18 protein-coding genes are annotated in these 20595 nt (G+C 39.1%); 4 read left to right on the plus strand and 14 right to left on the minus strand.

Annotation, left to right across the window (positions count from 1 at the left end; all coding sequences use genetic code 11):
- Positions 1-422 precede the first annotated feature (422 nt).
- Positions 423-602, plus strand: coding sequence for a hypothetical protein (locus AN394_RS21960; RefSeq protein ID WP_152968953.1), 180 nt, complete (start codon positions 423-425; stop codon positions 600-602).
- A 1-nt stretch (position 603) separates the two neighbouring features.
- Positions 604-1191, plus strand: a complete 588-nt coding sequence (locus AN394_RS19660) for a hypothetical protein (RefSeq protein WP_055022341.1) — start codon at positions 604-606, stop codon at positions 1189-1191.
- Between the two features lie 46 nt (positions 1192-1237).
- On the opposite strand, the gene AN394_RS19665 is transcribed toward AN394_RS19660, so the two are convergent.
- The 14 genes from AN394_RS19665 to AN394_RS19730 all read right to left on the minus strand — a co-directional run bounded on the left by AN394_RS19665 (position 1238) and on the right by AN394_RS19730 (position 17680).
- Positions 1238-1690, minus strand: coding sequence for a hypothetical protein (locus AN394_RS19665; RefSeq protein ID WP_055022342.1), 453 nt, complete (start codon positions 1688-1690; stop codon positions 1238-1240).
- A gap of 164 nt (positions 1691-1854) precedes the next feature.
- The gene (locus AN394_RS19670; protein WP_161805762.1) at positions 1855-2850 is read right to left on the minus strand and encodes a site-specific integrase; all 996 of its coding nucleotides are present in this window, start codon (positions 2848-2850) and stop codon (positions 1855-1857) included.
- A gap of 801 nt (positions 2851-3651) precedes the next feature.
- Positions 3652-3876, minus strand: coding sequence for a hypothetical protein (locus AN394_RS19675; protein ID WP_036973860.1), 225 nt, complete (start codon positions 3874-3876; stop codon positions 3652-3654).
- Position 3877: 1 nt separating this feature from the next.
- A complete protein-coding gene (locus tag AN394_RS19680; RefSeq protein ID WP_055022344.1) occupies positions 3878-4252 on the minus strand; it encodes a hypothetical protein in 375 nt (124 codons plus the stop codon).
- Between the two features lie 166 nt (positions 4253-4418).
- Positions 4419-6089: a hypothetical protein gene (locus tag AN394_RS21965; protein WP_152968954.1), complete on the minus strand. Its 1671-nt coding sequence runs from the start codon at positions 6087-6089 to the stop codon at positions 4419-4421.
- Positions 6090-6439: 350 nt separating this feature from the next.
- On the minus strand, positions 6440-6862 hold the full coding sequence (locus AN394_RS19685; protein WP_152968955.1) for a hypothetical protein: 423 nt from the start codon (positions 6860-6862) through the stop codon (positions 6440-6442).
- A 746-nt stretch (positions 6863-7608) separates the two neighbouring features.
- Positions 7609-8556: an ornithine cyclodeaminase family protein gene (locus tag AN394_RS19695; protein WP_055022347.1), complete on the minus strand. Its 948-nt coding sequence runs from the start codon at positions 8554-8556 to the stop codon at positions 7609-7611.
- A gap of 1 nt (position 8557) precedes the next feature.
- Positions 8558-9643 (minus strand): Xaa-Pro peptidase family protein, encoded by a 1086-nt coding sequence (locus tag AN394_RS19700; RefSeq protein ID WP_036980015.1) that lies wholly within the window; start codon positions 9641-9643, stop codon positions 8558-8560.
- Positions 9640-10686, minus strand: coding sequence for a proline racemase family protein (locus AN394_RS19705; RefSeq protein ID WP_055022348.1), 1047 nt, complete (start codon positions 10684-10686; stop codon positions 9640-9642). The genes AN394_RS19700 and AN394_RS19705 overlap by 4 nt, the downstream gene beginning before the upstream one ends.
- A gap of 164 nt (positions 10687-10850) precedes the next feature.
- The gene (locus tag AN394_RS19710; RefSeq protein ID WP_055022349.1) at positions 10851-13844 is read right to left on the minus strand and encodes a TonB-dependent receptor domain-containing protein; all 2994 of its coding nucleotides are present in this window, start codon (positions 13842-13844) and stop codon (positions 10851-10853) included.
- Positions 13845-14157: 313 nt separating this feature from the next.
- Positions 14158-14829, minus strand: coding sequence for a GntR family transcriptional regulator (locus tag AN394_RS19715; protein ID WP_055022350.1), 672 nt, complete (start codon positions 14827-14829; stop codon positions 14158-14160).
- 120 nt (positions 14830-14949) lie between these two features.
- Positions 14950-16446, minus strand: coding sequence for an aldehyde dehydrogenase (NADP(+)) (locus AN394_RS19720; RefSeq protein ID WP_055022351.1), 1497 nt, complete (start codon positions 16444-16446; stop codon positions 14950-14952).
- A gap of 13 nt (positions 16447-16459) precedes the next feature.
- Positions 16460-17461 carry a 4-hydroxyproline epimerase gene (locus tag AN394_RS19725; RefSeq protein WP_010557844.1) on the minus strand — a complete coding sequence of 334 codons (1002 nt, stop codon included), beginning with the start codon at positions 17459-17461 and terminating at the stop codon, positions 16460-16462.
- Positions 17462-17464: 3 nt separating this feature from the next.
- Positions 17465-17680 carry a hypothetical protein gene (locus tag AN394_RS19730; protein ID WP_010557845.1) on the minus strand — a complete coding sequence of 72 codons (216 nt, stop codon included), beginning with the start codon at positions 17678-17680 and terminating at the stop codon, positions 17465-17467.
- A 267-nt stretch (positions 17681-17947) separates the two neighbouring features.
- On the opposite strand from AN394_RS19730, the gene AN394_RS19735 reads away from it, so the two are divergent.
- Both AN394_RS19735 and AN394_RS19740 read left to right on the plus strand, forming a co-directional pair.
- Entirely contained in the window at positions 17948-19195 is a 1248-nt protein-coding gene (locus AN394_RS19735) for an FAD-binding oxidoreductase (RefSeq protein ID WP_055022352.1), read from the plus strand.
- 42 nt (positions 19196-19237) lie between these two features.
- Positions 19238-20452 carry a Xaa-Pro peptidase family protein gene (locus tag AN394_RS19740; protein ID WP_036973848.1) on the plus strand — a complete coding sequence of 405 codons (1215 nt, stop codon included), beginning with the start codon at positions 19238-19240 and terminating at the stop codon, positions 20450-20452.
- The last annotated feature ends 143 nt before the right edge of the window (positions 20453-20595 follow it).

The raw sequence follows: 20595 nt of genomic DNA on the forward strand, positions 1-20595 counted from the left end.
TTACTTTGGTCGGTAAATCAAAAGGATAAACTTTGACCTGCACCTTTTCCAGCTCAGGCGAAATTACAGAAAGAATGATGCACTAACCTATTTTCGCCATACTATGACTCCTTCTTATCTAAACAGATGTAAATTTTTCTCCTCAAATACGCAGGCAAAAGATAACAGTTGGTCATATAAAAGCAATAATAAAGGACTATTGCTGGTAAACTCTCAGTACATTATTATTAAATTCGATGTAGTAGTTAGAGTTGGATGTTTGTATGGGAGCCTCGCCTATAGCTTTAATGAGCTTATTATTCTGCTTCATATTTTGGGTGATTTCTTTAGCTGTATTCTTAAAGCGTGAATTTATTCGGTCTCTTGCAATAGCGCAGCGCGTCAGAAAGTTGGTTCAAGAGTCAATTCAACTGGAGGTCTACATGAAAGAACTGCCAGTTAATGATGAGCGTTCAGCTGTCTTCCGTAGAATTCAAGAAATTAAAGCTGAACTTGCTGGAATAGAAGGCTTTCCTCAAAAGAGTAGTATTACCCCAGCCTATGCATCCAAGATAGAACTTAAAAATGTTGTTAATTTAGCCAGCTACAAACGCAGAGCTTAATATGGAACATATAAATGCATTTGTAGTTTCTTATAACAAGTTATTTACTGCAGGAGCTAGTGACTTCTTTTTTAAATACTTGATGAGCTTTTCAGGCTTACTTTTTGTGGTTTTCTGCCTAACTATCATTAAAGCCTACTTTAAAAAAACATCATTCTCACACATGTGTTTAGTAACATTCGTTACAATATCCTATTTATCAACTGATTATTTAATGGCTCTAGAGTACTTAAGAGAAGCGGGTAGTTTTATAGATGGTGTAGTCAATATGTATTTGATGTTCTCTCTTTTTGATAGCATTACAGCGCTTATCATTGCCTTATTATTTCCTTTTATAAGAAAGGGTAAAGGATACTCAGATGCTTCAGTAATCACAATGTGTATCTTTTTGATAAATTCAGTCTTGCACCTAATTTTGATGTTAAATTATATTACGCAAAATTCCCTTAACCCTTATTTAGGCTTTTTTTACTCTATTACTGTAAATATAAACGACTTGATATTACTTAGTGCATTTCTAGCACCAACTTTTATTACTAAAGTAAAACTTCTTTTTACGGAAAAATTGCTTTTACGCCTGTCGGATTAAAAATGGCTAAGGTCTTTCTGGCCATTTTCTTGCTAATTTTACTTTGCTAGGCTGATTTGGAGGGTTTGGCTTTAATTGTTAAAGCACCTTCTAATGACGTTTTAATCTTCTTAGTAATTGTTGGAACAAAAGTAGGGTCAATAATTCCGTAATCAGCACTTTCTTCTAACGAACTTGCAACTACTTTATTTACAGTTTCAAGAAGTTCTTCAGGTCTAACATCTTCTAAATTTGTGTTTTCATTTATGTTCAGAAGAAGGTAGTCTAGACTTACATTTCTTCTAATCGCTGTAGTTAAAATAAAATCCCATGGCATAGAAGGGCGGCTAAACCACATTTTCATAGTGCTCGCATTATGTCCTAAAGCTCTTCGTCCACTTTCATCTTCAATTTCATATAATTCATCAACCCCCCACACTTGCTTGCAGCGCTCTAAAACTTGTGAGACGTATTTTTTCTTTGAGTCATCATCTAGATTTTTAAAATATGTATCAGCCATGTTTAGTTGTTCTTGTAAGTTCACTACTCTATATTCTAACAAAAAAAGATAAATTTAAAATGAACAAAAATTTATGTTGATTTCAGTCACTTTTTGTAAATCGATAAAACCTTAAAAATCAATGTTTTTTGATATAAACGGCAGTAGAAACAAAATTTTAGATCTCAAAACAAATTATTCAACACATCCTCAAATGCCTTTGAATCTTCATCTACAATATACATTGCAGTTGTAACTTCTTTAGAGTGGCCCAGAAGTTTACTAATTCTACTTATCTTTACGCCTTTTTCATCGAGCCAAGTCGCGTAGGATCGTCTTAAAGAATGGGGAGCAACAGTATTATATTTTTTACAAAGTTCATAAATAGCGCTACCAGTTAAAGGGTTGCTATTTTCAACATCAATATTTCCACTACGTGGCACTTTCACAAATAACGGGCCAGGCTTTATACCTCGAACGTTCAACCAGTCTTCCAAAGCAATTTTTGTAACAGGGTGGATCGCAACATACCTTTCCTTATTACCTTTACCAATAATCTTCAAATACTGAGTATTTACTGTAACTCTATCTTCGATACTAAGTTCTAAGACTAATGATGAAATTTCTATTGTTGCCAACTCACTTCTTCTTAACCCGGTACCAATTAAAATATGAAAAAGCGCCAAATCTCTAAGCATTTTATTTCTATTAGTTGGGTTTGAGCTTGCTATTCTCTCCAAAAGCCCTTGGAAACTAGAACGAGAAATTACCTGATGTTTTTTAATTCTAGAGCCGGTTTCTCCTTTCACTTTTAGAATACCATCTAGCTGCAATCTAGAAATCTGTCCTAACAAATAGGCATGCTCACATACACCCTTTACAACGGATACATATAATGAAATCGTTTTTGGAGATAGCTCCTTGGCTTTTAGGTTATGGATAAGGCTATTCAAATCAGTTGAAGTAATTTCTGCCCAATTAATTTCATAAAAATCTGGGTAGCCGGTATGTTTTGCAATTGCTTGCAAACATCGAGTGACGGTCTCTTTGGATGTATCCGCCGCCAAAGAGTTAACATAATTAAATATCGGACATTTAGGGTTTACATAAATCTCATTTAATTTTTGTTTAATCTTGGTAGCCGGTAATTGAAGCTGTTTTAAATCGATAATCTTTTCCAATCTGCTGTTCATAATTTAAATTCATACGAAAACATAAGTACTGTATATTTATACACCCTTAATTAACTTGTGTAAATGCCCATTTATGCAATTTAAATATTATGTTAAATCAACTATAAAATAGAATCTTGGGAAATTAGACTCTATTAATTAAAAAGATTTTTCTAGGTAGAAGGGGATGTTTTACTTCCGAAATTTAACAAGTAAAAGATAAAATTAAACACTGCATTTTACTTTTTAGATTCATCTGATGGCTCGACGGCAAAATGGCGCGGGCAATCCCTATATTGATTCCCGCCACAATGCTCTTTGCCACTACAACGAAATCCACTTACCTCAAAATTGAAGAGCCGTTATTATATATAACATAGGCAGGTGGGGACATATTAAAATTTGGTATGAACTTACAGTGTACAATTTTCCTTAGAGTTAATCGGGCTATAAAATAATGAGCAGCTTCATGCAAAGGTACCCCAATCAAAAACAATATTTTTGAAAATTTGGTATTACTTTGCTTTAGTATTCTCGCAATAAAATATTGAAAATAATAATAGTTATTAGTAAGAGCATATTAATTTTCGAATCGAAAGATTAGTCCGATACTAACCAGTATCGGACTTAAGTAACTAATTTACAAGGATTACTTAAAGCTGCCAACTTTACTTGATAAGAAAATAAAGGCAATTATAAATTCACCAACCACTACAGCGAACAGCCATTTTATATTTTCTGTATCAAATTTCATGAAGTCCAAAAGAAATATAATTACTCCAATTAAAAACCAAATTAAGAACTGAGTTTTCATAATTCCCTCTCTAATTCATGAGCATCTTTGGCTTGAGCGATCATTTCAAGAGCGTCATTAATTTCGGTTAAAGTTTCTTTATCTATTAACGCTATTCGATCTAAATCTATTTTTTCCGGGTTGGATATCCAAGAGACATCATACTTAGCAAGCAATAATGATTGAGCAGACTTTAAGTTTTTCTCTGCTTCAGCAAAGCCTTTTGACAAATTTATGTCCATCTTAAATCCTTAGCTGAGCATGTTTCTTAAACACATCACCTGTTTTTGGGTTTATAAACAGGCCATTCATTTCAGCTAAAGATTCTAAAGTGACATCTGGATTATTTTTTAGAATAGCGTTTCTTATATCTTCATTATTTAAAAATACATCTGCTGGAATGGTAAGTTGGTTTAAATCCATTGGCGCTATGCTTGGTGTTCTCCCTAATTCAGAAATGATATCCATTGCCGACTTCAGCTCCGAGAAAATAGCAAAACCAATATCATTCATTTCTTGTTTACTGGTCCCAGCCCCATTTTTAATTAGCTCTGGATAAGGCATTAAAAATACATTTAAAGCCTTTTTAATTTTATTTCCAATATCTTTCAATGACATATGTAAAATACCAAGTTCGAATAACTACATATAATTTACAGCTTGTTTCTAATTAAAAGGCGGGAAAAAAGAGTAATTTTGAAATTTAATCTATTTTTTAAAATGTTTCTGGTTGAAGTGTTTTTAAACCAAGTCCAATTTTAAAAATTGGACTTGGTGGAAGGTATTATGGTGCAACTGATTCGGTTTTAGTACACTCCTCCCCTTCTAGGCTCCAACCTGCAGGGCAAGTATTAGTGCTTGGAACTTCTTCAGTTTTACTACACAGATCCACTGATAGAATATAATTTTCGGGGCAAGAGTAAGTCACAGCGGTAGATGTAGAGCTAACGCAGCTAGTGCCATTTAATGTGCCACCATCTGGACATGAGTAAACCAAACTCGCACTCTCTCTCTTATTACATTTCGACCCTGACAAACTATATTGTGATGGACAAGAGTAAGTCACAGCAGTAGATGTAGAGCTAACGCAGCTAGTGCCATTTAATGTGCCACCAGCTGGACATGAGTAAACCAAACTCGCACTCTCTCTCTTATTACATTTCGACCCTGACAAACTGTATTGTGATAGGCAAGAGTAAGTGATACTGGTAGTTTGTACTTTTTCGCAGCTAACACCGCCATCTGTATATCCACTTGGGCAATATTTATCCGCAGCATAAGATGTATTTGACATACATCGCCATACCCCAGAACCTAAATCAACGGTTCCAGCTGGACATGAATATGATGCAGGCACTGTCTGTCCATTCTTTTTTTGGCAAGTTGGATAGACTGAAGGAATTAAGGTTTCACCAGAACCGCAGACATACTTCCCCCCTTCATATTTGGTTAAAGCACATTGGGAACCTGAGTTATTCGTTAGTGTACAATTAGTTGAATTTGGATCAAATGAACTTCCATTAGGGCAATAACTAGTTGGCCCAGCCTCTTCATAACTAGGCTTGCATGACATGTAGATAAAATCCGTTTGCTCTACTTTCCTACACTGGTTACCTGAAACATTATAACCAGATGGACAACTCTTAGATGCATCAATTTGAATATCTTTATAACAGCTGCTTCCAGAGCGCGTATATCCAGCGGGGCAAGATGAGCTTGCTGCTGAGCTAGATGAACCTAGACATAAACCATTTGAGTATGTTGTACCAGATGGGCAATTCTTAGTAGCATCAATTTGAGTGTCTTTATAACAGTTGCTTCCAGAGCGCGTATATCCAGCGGGACAAGATGAGCTAGCAGGCGAGCTCGATGAACCCATACATACACCATTTGAATACGTTGTACCTGCAGGGCAGTTCTTAGTGGCGTCTACTGTATATGTTTTAGAACAACCTCCCGAATTGAGACTGTACAAATAACCTGATGGACATACTTTAATTGCTGGTTGAGTCGTGGTTCTGTAACACATTCCGCCAGATAAAATGTAGCCTTCAGGACATGTTGCCCCTTTGACACTTAGAGTGATGGTATAATTTGCAGCTCCTGATGATCCAACTACCCCTGGGTAAATTGGAATGTCTAGACCACCAGCTGAGTTAACAGCCTTATCAAATTGAACAGTTTGCCCTTTTGTTACAGTAATTCCATTTACAACAACAGAGCTTGGTGCGTCACTATGTAACTTAAATGTGATCTGCTGTTCACCAAAAGCCTTATTTCCGTCCAAGGTGTACAATGTTGGTACCTTTATTATTGTAAACGGCTCATCAGCTTTACTACTTAGTAAGCTTTTAGAGGACAGGGTGTTTACAGGTTCAACATTTACTGTGGTTTCAGCTTTAGTGCTGAAAGATATATATACCAAGGCTAGTAGTAATAGTTTACGAAATAGCATTTTAGAACCCAAAGTAAGTTGTTATTCTAAATAGAATTCCTTTTTGAATTTGGTCCAAATTTGAAAATCTATTAAGTTGAGTTTATTAATTTACTTGAAATGGATTTTAGAAATGCCTGAAAAAAAACTATTTTTGACAGATAATTTAGGGAAAGTGGAGTTAGTTTTTACAGCTGAAGGTTTGGTTTTCCGATTCTCGAACCAAAATAGTGGCTCTGCTAGGTGACAAAACTCCGACATGACATACTACCATTAGCAGTCTAAGTATTAACTACAACTCCATTGCGTGCTTGAAATAAAAACAGATTTGAAAAAAGACTGATGATTAATGCTAATAACAGCTAAAATCTTTACTCAGTTTTTCCAGTTAAGAAATGAACCCAACCTTTCCATTCACTTTTGTAATGAAGATTTGGATTTGATGGTATATTAGCAGGCCTACCACCCTCTTTACTCAACTCCCTAAATTGCGTCATCGTCTCAACACCCAATGTCCGAGCAATTCGACAAGCTTCATGAAACTCAACGAATCGCCCACAACCAGGTGAGTTTTTAGGTGCTAAAACTTCTGACCATTTACAGCCATATACATTAGGTGGGCGCTTAGGCATAGACTCTGGAAATTCATCACCTTCACTGGCCTCAAGCCATTCTTTAATTGAGGATAACTTTTTCTCTCGAGCATATCTTGCTGCTTCTGTAATTGATACGTATTTATCTTGGGACATTTGTTTAAAGTATCTTACACATAATTTTTTTAATTCTACGATCAATTTTTAAAATTTTAAACATTATGAATTTCTAAATTACTAACAACTTTAGCTATACTAAGTATTTAGACTTGTAATGGTGCTATTCAACTGGTATAGCTCATTACTATTCAGAAAACAAGCAACACTTCTTTCAAGTATGAGAAGCTGAGTAGAGATGCATTAACTGATAATTATTAGCATCTTTCCAACTAATTTTGCCATTTCTATTATATCCACTAACGCAGTTCATCATCACGAATTTTAATGCGGCAGTATGAAAGCCATACTCTAACAATTCTCATTTGAGATGAAAGTATGTTGACATCTACAATTATACACTCAACCAACCACCTAACTTAGACATTACAATTTAATTAGAAGTTAAAAAACTTGAAGCTATAAAAATAATGCCCGAAAAAAGCCAAACTCCACAGTATTTCACCCAGCAATTACTATTAAGATATGTGACATTAGGATTGTTAGAGTCAATTAAAATTGTACAATCAATCCCATTTTTAAACTGGGCTATAAGCTGCTGATCAAAAGCAACAAAAACACTATAAAAATTACCTTTGAATTTATAGCTGACTAACATCCTCTTGTAGTGCAAAAGCTCTAAATTGCGCACGTTATTATCAATTACATTGTTAATGTTTACAATTTTACAAACTCGCCAATGTTGCTTCTCATAACGAATCCTGAGCCATCTTATAAATGTTAGTAAGCTCAACATAACGAAACAAAGCCCTAATAATAAAAGTAATAAGCTACTCATTTTTTAATGACTTATAAATATAATGTGCAGTTATAAGATCGCTTAACGCTGTGCCAACAGACTTAAATACTGTTATATCGGATTCACATTTTCTCTCATAGTTATTTTTTTTAGCTAGCTCCGCAAGCTCGCCGGATATATTAGCTCCATCAAAAACTCCCTCAGAAATAGGAATCAACAATTCACCAGCTTCAGCAAGAACATTCTCCTTGCTATCTACATATACCTTACTTTGTGCGATAGTAACACTGTCACATTCGCGCGAGTCGCAGCGATGATTACCAATCAAATCAACATGCGTACCAGGCTTTAACCAACCACCTTTAAATAATGGCGTTGGTGAACCTGTTGCGCAGCTGATCACATCGGCACTTTTAATAACTTTTTCACAACTTTGTCCGATAACAAACTCAATATCAGTAAATGCACGCTGTAAGCTATTGTGTAAAACAGCAACTTTATCTTGATTACGCCCAATTAACGTTACACATTTAAAATCGCGCACACTCAAGTGTGCTCGAACCATATACTCAGCTAAATTGCCGCTGCCAAAAAACACTAAATGCTGGCTATCTTTTCGCGATAAATAGTAGCTTGCCAAAGCAGATACTACAGCTGTGCGCCAAAGTGTTACACGTGTACCATCAACTAGAGCAAGAGGTTCACCATGAGCGCGAGAGAACAGCATTATTTTTGAATAAAGTGACGCATACTCACTATCAGTATTACTTGGAAAGTAGGTAAATGCCTTTACTCCAATAACCTGTTCATTCCATGCTGGTAATACGGCAAATGCGTCATGGTTTGTGTCTGTTTTATCTAACTCATACACATGTCGCTTGGGCATAGTAAACTGCTGAGCAAACCCTTTTTGTAAAGCAATGCGAAGCGAGTCAAAATCTAGGACAGCATCAATTTGCGTTTGATCTATTACTTTCATCCTACCCCTCCAATTCGAACGGCTTAGGGGCGTGGGTTAATACTTCATAACCATTTTGAGTTATTAAAATATCGTCTTCTATTCGCACACCACCAAAATTCGGAATGTAAATACCCGGTTCAATCGTGATCACATTACCTGCCTCTAATACATGACGGCAATTTTTATTAATAAAGGGCAACTCATGTAAAAACAAGCCAACTCCATGGCCCAACCCTTGCCCTGCCCATTTACCAAAACCAGAGTCATCGAGTACTTGCTGTGAGATGTTTTGTAAGTCTAGACAGTCAACACCTGCTTTGAGTAGGTTGATCGCTGCTTGCTGAGCATTGCTTACGCTTTGATAGATTGCTGATTGTTTCTTTGAAGCTTTACCAAGTACATAACTGCGAGTCATATCAGAGCGGTAACCATTCACCACTGCGCCAAAATCAAGAGTAATAAAATCACCTTTAGATAGAGTACGTTCACTCGGGCTGCCATGAGGCAGTGCACAACGCTCTCCAAACATTAAAATAGTGGCAAACGACATTCCTTCAGAGCCTAGTTTTTGCATTCTGAATTCAAGTTCCAGCGCTAGGTCTCGCTCTGTTACACCTTCTTTAAAATAGGGTAATGTTTGTCTAAGCGCTTCGTCAGCAATGGCCGCAGCCGCTTTTATTTGCTCGACTTCCCAATCATTTTTAACCATGCGTAAACGTTCAACCATACCGGTAACTTGTGTAACTGTATGACTAGTTAACTCACTTGCCACTTGCTGCCAAAGTGCAACATCAATAAAAGCGGCATCAAAACCTAATTGACTATTAGTCGTTAAAAAACGATTTATGCACTGACCTAATGTTTCACTATCACGATCACGGCTGACAACCTCAAAGCCAATAGACTCTTCTTGAGCTCGGCCAAAATAGCGATAATCGGTTATTAGTACACTTTCCTCCGCAGTTATTAACGCGTAAGCAGCATTACCGCTAAAGCCACTTAAGTAACGAATATTTTCATGGCCTAATACGAGTAGCGCTGTTAACCCATTTTTTTTTAATGCCTGCTTTAGTAATTGTTGGCGAGAGGTAAATTGATTTTTCATCGAAATATAAATCCTTGCTTTAGGGGATCATTTGGATCAATTAAAAAAGTATGTTTGCCAGTGACAAAGGCTTCACCGCTCACTCTAGGTATTACTGCATGGGTATCAGCTAACATGCGTTGCGCTTTTAGCTCAACTGAAAATATAGAGCCTAAAATACTCTCTATTTTTATTTGCTGTCCTAACTTAAGCCTGCCTTTTGCAAACTCTAATGCAGCTCTGGCACTCACGCCGGTACCCGTAGGGCTGCGATCTAATTCGCCCTCAGCAAAAATGCAGACATGGCGGCTAAATACAGAATGACTTTTTTGTGAATTTGAATAGAAAATCACCCCATATAAAAAACTTAATGCATCATCGGTCGGGTGTTTTGGTTGGTAGTGGCTATTAACATCCTGCTTAATGATTTTTCCTAAGCTAATAATTTGTTCATGATTGTTGGGCGCCAAACTTACATCCAAAGTATCAGCATCTACAAAAGCATAATAAGCGCCGCCATAAGCAATATCACAATTGACGGTACCAAACAGAGGTATCTCTATTCGCATATCAAGTTTTTCTGCATAACTTGCAACATTATCAAAACAAACACTTATTAGTTGGTTATTTCGAAGAGTAATATACGCCTTGATAAGCCCTGCAGGTGTATCTATACGTAATTCATTAACGCCTTCAATAAAGTTGCAAATGCTGCTATCTTTAGCTGCTGTGGCAAGCGCAATGATAGCGTGACCACACATTGTGCTATAGCCTTCATTATGTAAAAACAGTACGCCAAAATGGCTATCTTTACGTTCAGGTTTTGTGATCAACGCGCCGTACATATCAGCATGACCTCGGGGTTCGAACATCAGTGCTTTACGTAGGTGATCGAATCTTGTTAGGCAATCAGCTCGCTTTTCAATCATGGTTTGCCCTTGTAGTTCAGCAAACCCATCAATGATTATGCGTAAAGGTTCACCGCCGGTATGCATATCAAGAGTATCCACTTGCAGCCAACCATCTTTAGGCTGTTGCCAATGAGAATATAAACTGTTCGTCATAGTTAACCTTAAAATTTATACGAAAAATGCCAAGCAGTTTCCTGCTCAGCATTAAGGCTGTATGGCTCAAATGAGCATGTGCTTAAACATCAAAACAACACACTAAATTACCCTAAGATAAATAGCTTAGTCCGCTGTTTTCAAACAGCTGTTTCACTAGGGAGTTAAAACTCTATACGTGCAACTAAAGACACATAACGCGCGCCTTGACGCCCCGTCACGAGTCCATAGTCTGGATTCAGTTCTAAGCCATTATCACCGTACTGCGCACGCTCTTCATTGATTGACATAGCACTATCACCATCAAATAAGTTATAGACGGTGCCTTTTAAAGTCATATTGGTACCAAAAAAGTCCGTGTTATAAGTCAATGACATATCGACATTCGTTAACCAAGGTAGGTTTCCTTTGCTACCACGAGGAGCTGGATTACCATTTTCATCGTAATGTGATGCTTGATCATAGTATTGGCTAATACACGCATCCCAAGGATTCCCCTCTGCACAGCTATCTACGCCCGCTGGATGAACTGAAAAGTAACTTTTAGGACGGCCTGATGTAGTACGGGCAACAAGACCAATGGTCAGAGCTTCTGTGATGTTGTATGCACCACTGAATTTAAATGCATGGCGGTGGTCGTTAGGTAAGTTACCGTAGCCGTGATCCATCAAATCGCCATAGTCATAAGAGGTTGTCCAGCCTGGATCAGCTTGGTCGTTATCCGTTTTCACAAGCCCTTCGGTGTTACCATAACTATGTGACCAGGTATATGAGGTATTAATACGTAAATCATCCGTCACATTGCCGTCTAAGGTAAACTCAAGTGCTAAGTACTTTCGCTTAGCCTCTGGTAAAGCAAGTTCATCAGCACTTAAATTAACCTCATCAATCTGGCCATCACCGTCAAAATCATATGACATTTGAATAGCTTCACCTGGGTTATTAAGCACATAGTAAGAACCTTGACCCACGTTATCGGTAATGCCCATTTCTGCAAGCTTTTTAGCTAATACTGGGCCGACATCAGTGTCTTCAACGCTGCGTCCAAGATCACGATAAATCGCTCGTACACCCGCTGACATAGTATCGAATACTTCTTGCTGATAGCCGATAGTAAATTCATCACTGTACATTGGTTTTAATGAAGATGAAGCAATCAACCCTGGTTCAGTAATACCACGCTGGCGCCAACGCCTATCTCGCAACATATCTCCTCTGCTTGGCGAGCCATCAGCCATTAAAGTTGGTGCACCGTTTGCGTCTAGTTCATCTAACTCAAAGTACTCAAACCATTCAATCGAAGCAGATCCTTGGGTAATATTCATGTTCGCAGAGACTGGTTGGAAATAACGCCCATATGTAGCAAAGATCTTAGCACTGCCATCACCCGACACATCATAAATAGCTTGCAAACGCGGTGCTATTTGATTGTCAATATCAACGAAGGCACGACCATCTGATACCGTGTTTTCAAACTGGCTATAGCGTAGCCCCATGTTAAGCACTAAACTATCGGTTGCTTGCCATGAATCATTAATATAAAAAGCGAGTGAAGTTGTATCTGAATCGACTTCGCGACTTCGAACTCGTCTTTCTATAAAGTCACTCCCCAAAGAAGCACCAGATACATCATTTTCACCGGCAGTTTTAACTGTCCACCATCCCTCAGCATCACCAATACCGTTTTGACCTTCAAAGTAATCAACTTTCACATTAGTGTAATCAATACCAAACTGGATTGAATGCATGTCTAGATCCCAATTGAAATCAATCCTTGCTTGGTCGCGCGTAAACTCTTGTTCAGTCACAGACGAGTTTGTATGTTGACTCAAAGTGACAAAGCCATCACGTTCATCCCAAACACCTGGCTTTGGTGATGCAACCACATTTTCAACGTTTTCAGTCACTCGCCCAACAACTGCTGAAACAGAAAAAGTATCAGTTAGGTAGCCATTATAATTTAAGCTATATACTTTACCGCCATCTTCCCCTGGCGCATTCACGCCTTGCTGCTCACCAATCACATTCTCTTGCCAGTTATAAGCAAAGGTTTTATCAGTCCATGTACGTTTGTTGTTCATCGCTGAAAATCCTACAGAGTGATCTTCGTTTATAAACCAATCTACCTTCGTGAACCAGCGGTCCTCATCACGTTCAAAATCTGAATAAGTCGTTTGGCCAGCGCCAGTAGACTCTTCACGGCGTGGTGCAAACAAACCATAAAAGAACAAGGTATCTTCGATGATTGCACCACTGGCCCAGAGCTGAAGTTCTTTAAAATCGTAACTGCTTTGCTGTGTATTTGTACTAATAGTGCCATTTTCTTGATAAATAGAGTCGTGCTGACTACGTAAACTATCAGGATCCCAGCGTACTTCTGCACCGAAGTTAAAGTCATTATCACCAGACTTAGACACCGCATTAACAATACCGCCAAGTGCTCCACCAAATTCAGGACTAACACCACCCGTTTTCACTTGCGTTTGTGAAATAGCTTCCCATGGCAAGCGAATTGAGCCTAAACCTGTACGGATACTGGTTACGTTTAAGCCATTAAAGTAATAACCATTTTCAGCTGCTGATGAACCACCAAAGCTTGAAGCACCATTAAAACTTGCGCCACCCGGTGCAGCTGTACCTGGAGCTAATAACGCAATACTTTCAAAACCAGTGTTTACTGGCATAGCTTTTAATTCAGCATCACTGAATGTTAGACCTGAAGTAGACGAAGCCATATCTACACGGCGAATAGCGGATCCAGTAACAGCAATTCGCTCAATATCACTACCGGCTTTATATAATTGTGCATCGAGAATAATTGATTGACCAATCGTCACTGCAACATTTTCTTCAACTAACGGCTCAAACCCTTCTTTACTTATAGTGACATCATATGTACCAACTGGCACATTGCGCAGTAAATAGTCACCATCATTATTACTAGTAATGGTATACACTAAGCCTTTACTTTTATGTTTTAAAGTTATTGTAGCCCCGGTTAAATCGTTGCCAGCTTGTGCCACTACATGACCTTTAACAATGCTACTACCATCAACTGCTTTTGCTGTAGGAGTCATTATTAATGCAGCTGTTACCGCCGTTGCTAACAGCGATTTAATGCCTATTCCCCGAGTTTGCTTTTTATTATTTGTAAACATGTGAATGTTCCCTTGTTCCTGTTGGTTTTATTGCCTATTTAACTTAGACGACAAAAAATATACACCTATTACATATTGTATACAATATTAAATATACACATAATTCATATTCATCTTTAAGCAACTGATCTTATTAGTGAAAAATTCTTATGAACTTTCGACCCAACAGAAAGGATCTATTTATGGTGCTAATTGGAATAATAAAAAGGGAGGGAAGGCATCACTTCTGTATTATTGCTGCTGAAAAGCTAAAGCGATGCCTAAAGTTATAAATTAGGGTTTAATAGCCGGTACTAGTTGCTAGGTATATTTTTTAATTACTTTTTTCACTTTCTAATTTTATCAGTAATTGTTTTATATCGTTTTTAGCTTTAACAATATGATTTTTTAGAAATTCACAGGCATTTTGACAGTCTTTTTTTCTGCATAACTCGAGTAAAGTACGGTGCTCTTCAGGAGCTTTTGTTAAACCGCCTGCCAATAAAATATGCATACGTACATAGCGCTCTGAGTTTTTGCTGTACATATCAACCAACTCACGGGTTTGTGGGCGCGCGGCGCGGCTGTATAATTTAGCATGAAACTGGCTGTTTAAATCGCCAGTGGCAAGGTGGGTATCGCCGGCATCCATGGCTCTTTCAAGCTCAGTTAAAATAAGCTCGGCTTCAATAAAGTCTTGATCAGTTAAGCTTTGTATTGAATGTTTTAATAGCTCGGCTTCAAGAAGTGCTCTGAGGTCAAAAATTTCGTCAATTTGCGACGCCGAAAGCTGTGTGGCAGTGGCTCCTTTATGAGCTTCAAAGTAAACCAGCCCTTCGGCTTCAAGTTGTAGCAAAGCTTCACGCACCGGAATTCGACTCACGTTTAGCTCTGTGGCTAATGCAGCTTGGCGTAGCGGATCACCCGCTTTTATTTCACCTGAAAGAATTTTTTCACGAATAGCTTCTGCTACAAGCTGAGTTCGAGTTTTATGTTCTATGGCCATAGTAATTTCTATAAATTGCATTTGATATACATTATACCTATAAAAACACGCATGCCAAGTTAGAATCCTTCACAATAAAGAGATAGCGGGAAATGCAATTTCCACTCCCGCTACAATTAACTAAGACTGATAGCAAATTGGTCGCAAAAATCTCAACATTGCATTTAACCCAACGGAAGTGCTACGTACATCTGTGGAGCTTGGAAATGGTCCACCATGGTTCATTGAGCCACATACTTCTACGCCGGTTGGCATTTGATTGTGTATTAAACGCCCTACTTTGTATTTCAGCTCTTCTATAACGTGTTCAGCTTTAGCTAAATCATCAGCGCTGTCATGCACACTTGCCGTAAGCTGCCCTTCAAGCGCTGCTACTAGTAAACTTAACTGCTCCATGCTTTCATAGCGAACCAATAAAGCGGCTGGGCCAAATACTTCTTCACGTAATGCAGGGGTTGCTAAATAGGTATCAACATTACAGGCAAATACATGGGCATTACCATGAAAGTCTTCTGTAAGTGCGCCTTTTGCAATAAGCTCTACGTTTTCGAGCTCACTGCGCAGGCTAACTTGCTTTTTAAAGGTCTTCACAATACCTGGGGTTAATAAAGTATCTGAGGCGGCTGCACTAATGCAGTTGGCTACCTCGGCTTCTAATTCATCACAGCCCGTTGGTACCAGCCATAAGCCAGGACTAGTACAAAATTGGCCATTACCCATTAGCATTGATTGGCATAGCGCTTCAGCCATAGCTTTACCTTCATTTTGAGCTTTTTTTGGTAAAACTATTTGTGGGTTTATACTGCCGAGCTCGCCATAAAACGGAATAGGCTCTGAACGCTTGGCAATTGTTTCTTGTAGTAAACGTGCGACATTAAATGACCCCGTAAAACCAACAGCTTTAATAGCTGGCGCCGCGACTAATTGATGCGAAATATCGTAAACATCACTTTGCAGCATTGAAAATACACCTAGCGGCATATCACATTCTTTAATCGCAGCAAGCGCTGCACGGGCCATTAGCTCCCCAGTGCCTGGATGCGCAGTATGATTTTTAACAACCACTGGGCAGCCTGCTGCAAGTGCGGCGGCGGTATCCCCCCCGAGTGTTGAAAATGCATACGGAAAATTAGACGCACCAAATACAGCTACAGGCCCAAGAGGTAAGTAATTAAGCTCTGTACGAGGTTTAGGTAGTGGCGAGCGATTACTATCAGCTTCATCAAGCAGCTTTAAACCTAGTGGTGAGTCTGGGTTTTCACGCAGTGCACAGGCAAATGCTTTTAACTGATTAACCGTGCGCATTCGCTCACCTTGTAAGCGTGCCATAGGTAAATTGGTTTCTTGCGCTGTTTGCGTTAGTAAATCATCGCCAAGTGCTAAAATTTGCTCTGCAATACACTCTAAAAAATCTGCACGCTGACTAAAACTCGTTTTTCTGTACTCGATAAAAGCATTATCAGCAGCATCAACTGCCGTATTTAACTGAGTACTCGTTACATTAAAGTAGCGTGTCGATAATGGTTGATTTTTAGCCGGTGAAAAGGCTTGAAATTCACCTTGCTCAGCGCGACCTTGCCATTGTCCGGCAATTAGGCTTTGTCCTGTTAATGTCATGCTTTTCTCCTCGTTAAATTACTTGAAACCCATAGGCATATGGGTCGTCGTCATCTACTGTAATGGTGCTCGTTCCGGTTACCCGAGACCAGCCGCGAATGCTAGGTAAAATAGCAGTTTGACCTGCCACTTCAGACACCTGCTCTATACAGCCAATAAACTGGCTGCCAATATAACTTTCATGAATAAATGCATCGCCTTGCTGCAATAAGCCTTTACTAAACAACTGAGCCATGCGGGCGCTAGTGCCTGTTCCGCATGGTGAGCGGTCAATGGCTTTATCTCCATAAAAAACCGCATTAGCCGCATCTGAGTTGGAATTTTTGGGTGAGCCAGTCCATAACACATGGCTAGCACCTTGAACGGTAGAGTCGAGCGGATGGATACATTGTATTTTGGTATTAATAGCATCACGCACTAATGGGCTGTATTTGAGTAATTGCCCTGCACTAAAATGTTCAATACCTTTAAAGTTGCCCTGTGGTTCAACAATAATATAAAAGTTACCACCAAAGGCGATATCAACCTTTAATTCGCCCAACTCTGGAATATTGATACATATAGACTGATGCGCTAAATAAGCAGGCACATTGTAAATTTTAACCCACTGCACTTTACCACCAGTCATTTCATAATTGACCTGAACTCGTCCTGCTGGCGTATCCAGTTTTAAAGTACCGGGGGTTTTAGCATGTAGCAAACCATGCTCTAAGGCGAAGGTAACAATACCCATTGTACCGTGACCACACATAGGTAAGCAGCCGGAAGTTTCTACAAATAAAATGGCTGCATCACCATCTTCGCTAGTAGGTGGGTATAAAAAACCGCCCGACATCATATCGTGACCTCTGGGCTCAAACATGAGCGCTTGACGGATCCAGTCATGGTTAGCTAAAAAGTCCTGGCGCTTTTCGCTCATGGTATTTCCCTGTAACAGAGGGTGGCCACTTGTTATAAGCCGCACAGGGTTACCGCAAGTATGGCCATCTATACAAAAAAATGTTCCTTTGCGCATCACTTAATCCAATTTAGGTTTATTTACATCAACACAATACGCTTTCGCAGTATCGTTAAGCGTTGATGAAGAAGTTTTTTCATTTACAACCAGTAGTTTAAAATCTGCTATAGCTTTTACTATAGCGCTGCCAACTAGTTGCCATGTAGAGCTAACTAACTCATCACTATTAAACTGAGCGGCCATTGCTGGGTTTATACCATGCCAATTGGTTTTCATTTGCCTATTCCGAACTGAATTTATGCTTGATATGATAAGTATATTGTATACAATAATCAATATCCTATTTTAATATTAAATTTATAGGTACACACCCTTAAAAGATTACAAATAACTAATTACACATAACTAATTGAAAGTTAAAACTAAAAATGAGTTAGAAAGAGCTTGTAGAGTTTTTTCTTACTACTTGTCAGTAAATACAATATCGATTTATTTTTTAAAAAACGTATAGCGTTTTACTTTTATCATCAGGGGAAGGTAATTTTGACCAATACAAGAACTCGTAGAGTCGCCGTGATCGGTGCCGGTGTAATTGGTATTTGCACAGCTTTACAGTTACAACAAGCTGGCTTTGCAGTGACGCTATACGATGAAAATGGCCTAGCGCAAGGCTGTTCAAAAGGTAATGCTGGGCACTTTGCCACCGAACAGGTATTTCCTCTAGCGCAGGTAGCATTATTAAAAAAATTACCTGCTATGCTTTTTAACCCATTAGGACCATTGCGCATTGATTGGCGCTATGCAATAAAAGCTCTCCCTTGGTTTTGGCAGTTTATTAAAAATATGCCTACTGCCAGATTTATTGCACATACACACGCTCTCAAAGCCTTAAATGAACATGCAATTCATGCTTATGAAAGATTATTAGCAAACTATCAACTGGGCCACCTGCTTACTAAACAAGGGAGTTTACTTACCTTTGAAAAAACCCCATTGGTTGATGTGCAGCGCACCTTGGCTATGTATCAAGCGCAAGGAATTAAAGTAAAGCTACTTGATACAAAGCAAGTACATGCTCTAGAGCCCAGTTTATCCGACAAAATAAAACACGCTTTATTATTTGAAGACGTTGCTCATAGTATTGAACCACATTTATTTTGTATCCAATTAGCGCAAAAGTTCAGTTTATTAAAAGGGCAATTTCGTCAACAGAAAGTAGTTGCTATCACGCCTAAAAGTGAAGGTTTTATGGTGAGTGATGAACAAGATAGTCTCAATTTCGATAAAGTCGTGATCGCAGCGGGTGCTTGGAGTGCCTCTCTCATCGAGCCGCTTGGATACACAGCACCTTTAGATACCGAGCGTGGTTACCACTGTATGGTTAATATTAACCATGGCCTAACACGGCCCGTAGCTTCCGCTGAACGGAGTCTTATCATGACCCCGATGAGTCAAGGGTTAAGAGTGGCAGGCACAGTGGAGTTTGCGGGTATAAATAGAAAGGCTAATAATAAACGTGCATTAGCTTTACTGCCCCATGCACAAGCGTTATTAGCTAGCCAGCCTCTTAGTGCCAAGACTACATGGATGGGCTGTAGGCCATCATTGCCTGACTCATTACCTATAATAGGCCAAGCCCCCAATCACAATAACCTGTACTTTGCCTTTGGTCATCAGCATTTAGGGTTGACACAAGGAGCCATAACTTCCGAGTTAATTACAGATTTGTGTCTCAATAAAGCCCCCTCCATAAATTTAGAGCCATATTCTATAAACCGGTTTATGCGCTAATTCTTTAAAAATTATAATTAAACAAATACATAGGAGAACCTAATGATGACCAAAGGTATTGGTACTCAAACGAAAGAACAAGCACTTGCTAGTCTTTCCAATATGACTCGCGATTTAATTCCCATTCAAGCTGATGAGCATCTAGCCCGTATTGCCCGTGCTCAAGAGTATATGCAAGCCAATAATATTGATGCAATTTACTTAAATGCAGGGACTAACCTTACTTACTTTACGGGTATGCGCTGGTACGCAAGTGAGCGCATGGTCGGTGCTATTTTACCCGCGAAGGGCGAAGTACAATATATAGCCCCTGATTTTGAAATTGGCTCTCTCAATGGCTTTAAAGTTATAGAAGGCCCAATTCGCGGCTGGCTTGAACACGAAAGTCCTTATGCATTATTTGTCAAAGTGCTCACCGAAATGGGCATTGCTGAGAACGGCACTGTAGGGATTGACGAAAGCGCGCAGTTTTTCATTTTCGATGGCATAAATAAAGCGCAAACAGGCTTAAACCTCGTTAATGCACAGCCTGTTACAGCTCATTGCCGCATGCATAAGTCAGCCAATGAACTAATGCTAATACAGCGTGCGATGGATATGACCTTAAAAGTTCATCAGGCCACAGCCAGCATGCTATATGAGGGTATAAGCACAACTGAGGTAGAAGAATTTATTAAACAAGCGCACAAAAAAGTTGGCGCGCCTGGTAACTACTTTTGCATCGTTTTGTTTGGCCTCGCGACATCATTTCCTCATGGTGTCAAAGAGCCACAAATTCTTAAAAAAGGAGATATGGTTTTAATTGATACTGGCTGTAAAGTACACGACTACTTATCAGATATAACTCGCACTTACGTATTTGGTGAAGCTACAGACCGCCAACGCCAATTTTGGAATTATGAAAAAGCCGCACAAATGGCCGCTTTTGATGCAGCTCAAACAGGTCAAAGTTGTGAGAGTGTCGACAACGCTGCCCGCTCTTACTTAGCAGAGCAAGGCCTTGGCCCTGAGTATCAAACACCTGGCTGCCCACACCGTACCGGTCATGGTATAGGCTTAGACATCCATGAATGGCCTTACCTAGTCGGCGGCGATAAAACACCTCTAGCCGCAGGTATGTGCTTTAGTAATGAGCCAATGCTAGTTGTACCTGGTGAATTTGGTGTGCGTTTAGAGGATCACTTTTATATTACTGAAAATGGTCCAAAGTGGTTCACTGAACCCGCTCATAGCCTCGAAAACCCATTTGGGTTATAAGATAAATATACTCATTGCTGCACGGCGAATACTTACCGTGCAGCTAATTAGTACTTGAACATTAGGCTTGCGCAATCTCACCCTTTCAAGGGCGAGTCAAGCAAGAGGTAACTAGTCTTTTTTCTGACTTAAAGCGCGTGAAG

It is taken from the genome of Pseudoalteromonas sp. P1-26 (assembly GCF_001401795.1).
Taxonomy (GTDB): domain Bacteria; phylum Pseudomonadota; class Gammaproteobacteria; order Enterobacterales; family Alteromonadaceae; genus Pseudoalteromonas.

Excerpts from the sequence above, each read along its gene's own strand:
- AN394_RS19700 (WP_036980015.1), bottom strand. The coding sequence starts at position 9,643 with ATGAAAAATCAATTTACCTCTCGCCAACAATTACTAAAGCAGGCATTA.
- AN394_RS19740 (WP_036973848.1), top strand. The coding sequence starts at position 19,238 with ATGATGACCAAAGGTATTGGTACTCAAACGAAAGAACAAGCACTTGCT.
- AN394_RS19705 (WP_055022348.1), bottom strand. The coding sequence starts at position 10,686 with ATGACGAACAGTTTATATTCTCATTGGCAACAGCCTAAAGATGGTTGG.
- AN394_RS19720 (WP_055022351.1), bottom strand. The coding sequence starts at position 16,446 with ATGACATTAACAGGACAAAGCCTAATTGCCGGACAATGGCAAGGTCGC.
- AN394_RS19680 (WP_055022344.1), bottom strand. The coding sequence starts at position 4,252 with ATGTCATTGAAAGATATTGGAAATAAAATTAAAAAGGCTTTAAATGTA.
- AN394_RS19730 (WP_010557845.1), bottom strand. The coding sequence starts at position 17,680 with ATGAAAACCAATTGGCATGGTATAAACCCAGCAATGGCCGCTCAGTTT.
- AN394_RS21965 (WP_152968954.1), bottom strand. The coding sequence starts at position 6,089 with ATGCTATTTCGTAAACTATTACTACTAGCCTTGGTATATATATCTTTC.
- AN394_RS21960 (WP_152968953.1), top strand. The coding sequence starts at position 423 with ATGAAAGAACTGCCAGTTAATGATGAGCGTTCAGCTGTCTTCCGTAGA.
- AN394_RS19660 (WP_055022341.1), top strand. The coding sequence starts at position 604 with ATGGAACATATAAATGCATTTGTAGTTTCTTATAACAAGTTATTTACT.
- AN394_RS19665 (WP_055022342.1), bottom strand. The coding sequence starts at position 1,690 with ATGGCTGATACATATTTTAAAAATCTAGATGATGACTCAAAGAAAAAA.
- AN394_RS19725 (WP_010557844.1), bottom strand. The coding sequence starts at position 17,461 with ATGCGCAAAGGAACATTTTTTTGTATAGATGGCCATACTTGCGGTAAC.
- AN394_RS19715 (WP_055022350.1), bottom strand. The coding sequence starts at position 14,829 with ATGGCCATAGAACATAAAACTCGAACTCAGCTTGTAGCAGAAGCTATT.
- AN394_RS19675 (WP_036973860.1), bottom strand. The coding sequence starts at position 3,876 with ATGGACATAAATTTGTCAAAAGGCTTTGCTGAAGCAGAGAAAAACTTA.
- AN394_RS19695 (WP_055022347.1), bottom strand. The coding sequence starts at position 8,556 with ATGAAAGTAATAGATCAAACGCAAATTGATGCTGTCCTAGATTTTGAC.
- AN394_RS19710 (WP_055022349.1), bottom strand. The coding sequence starts at position 13,844 with ATGTTTACAAATAATAAAAAGCAAACTCGGGGAATAGGCATTAAATCG.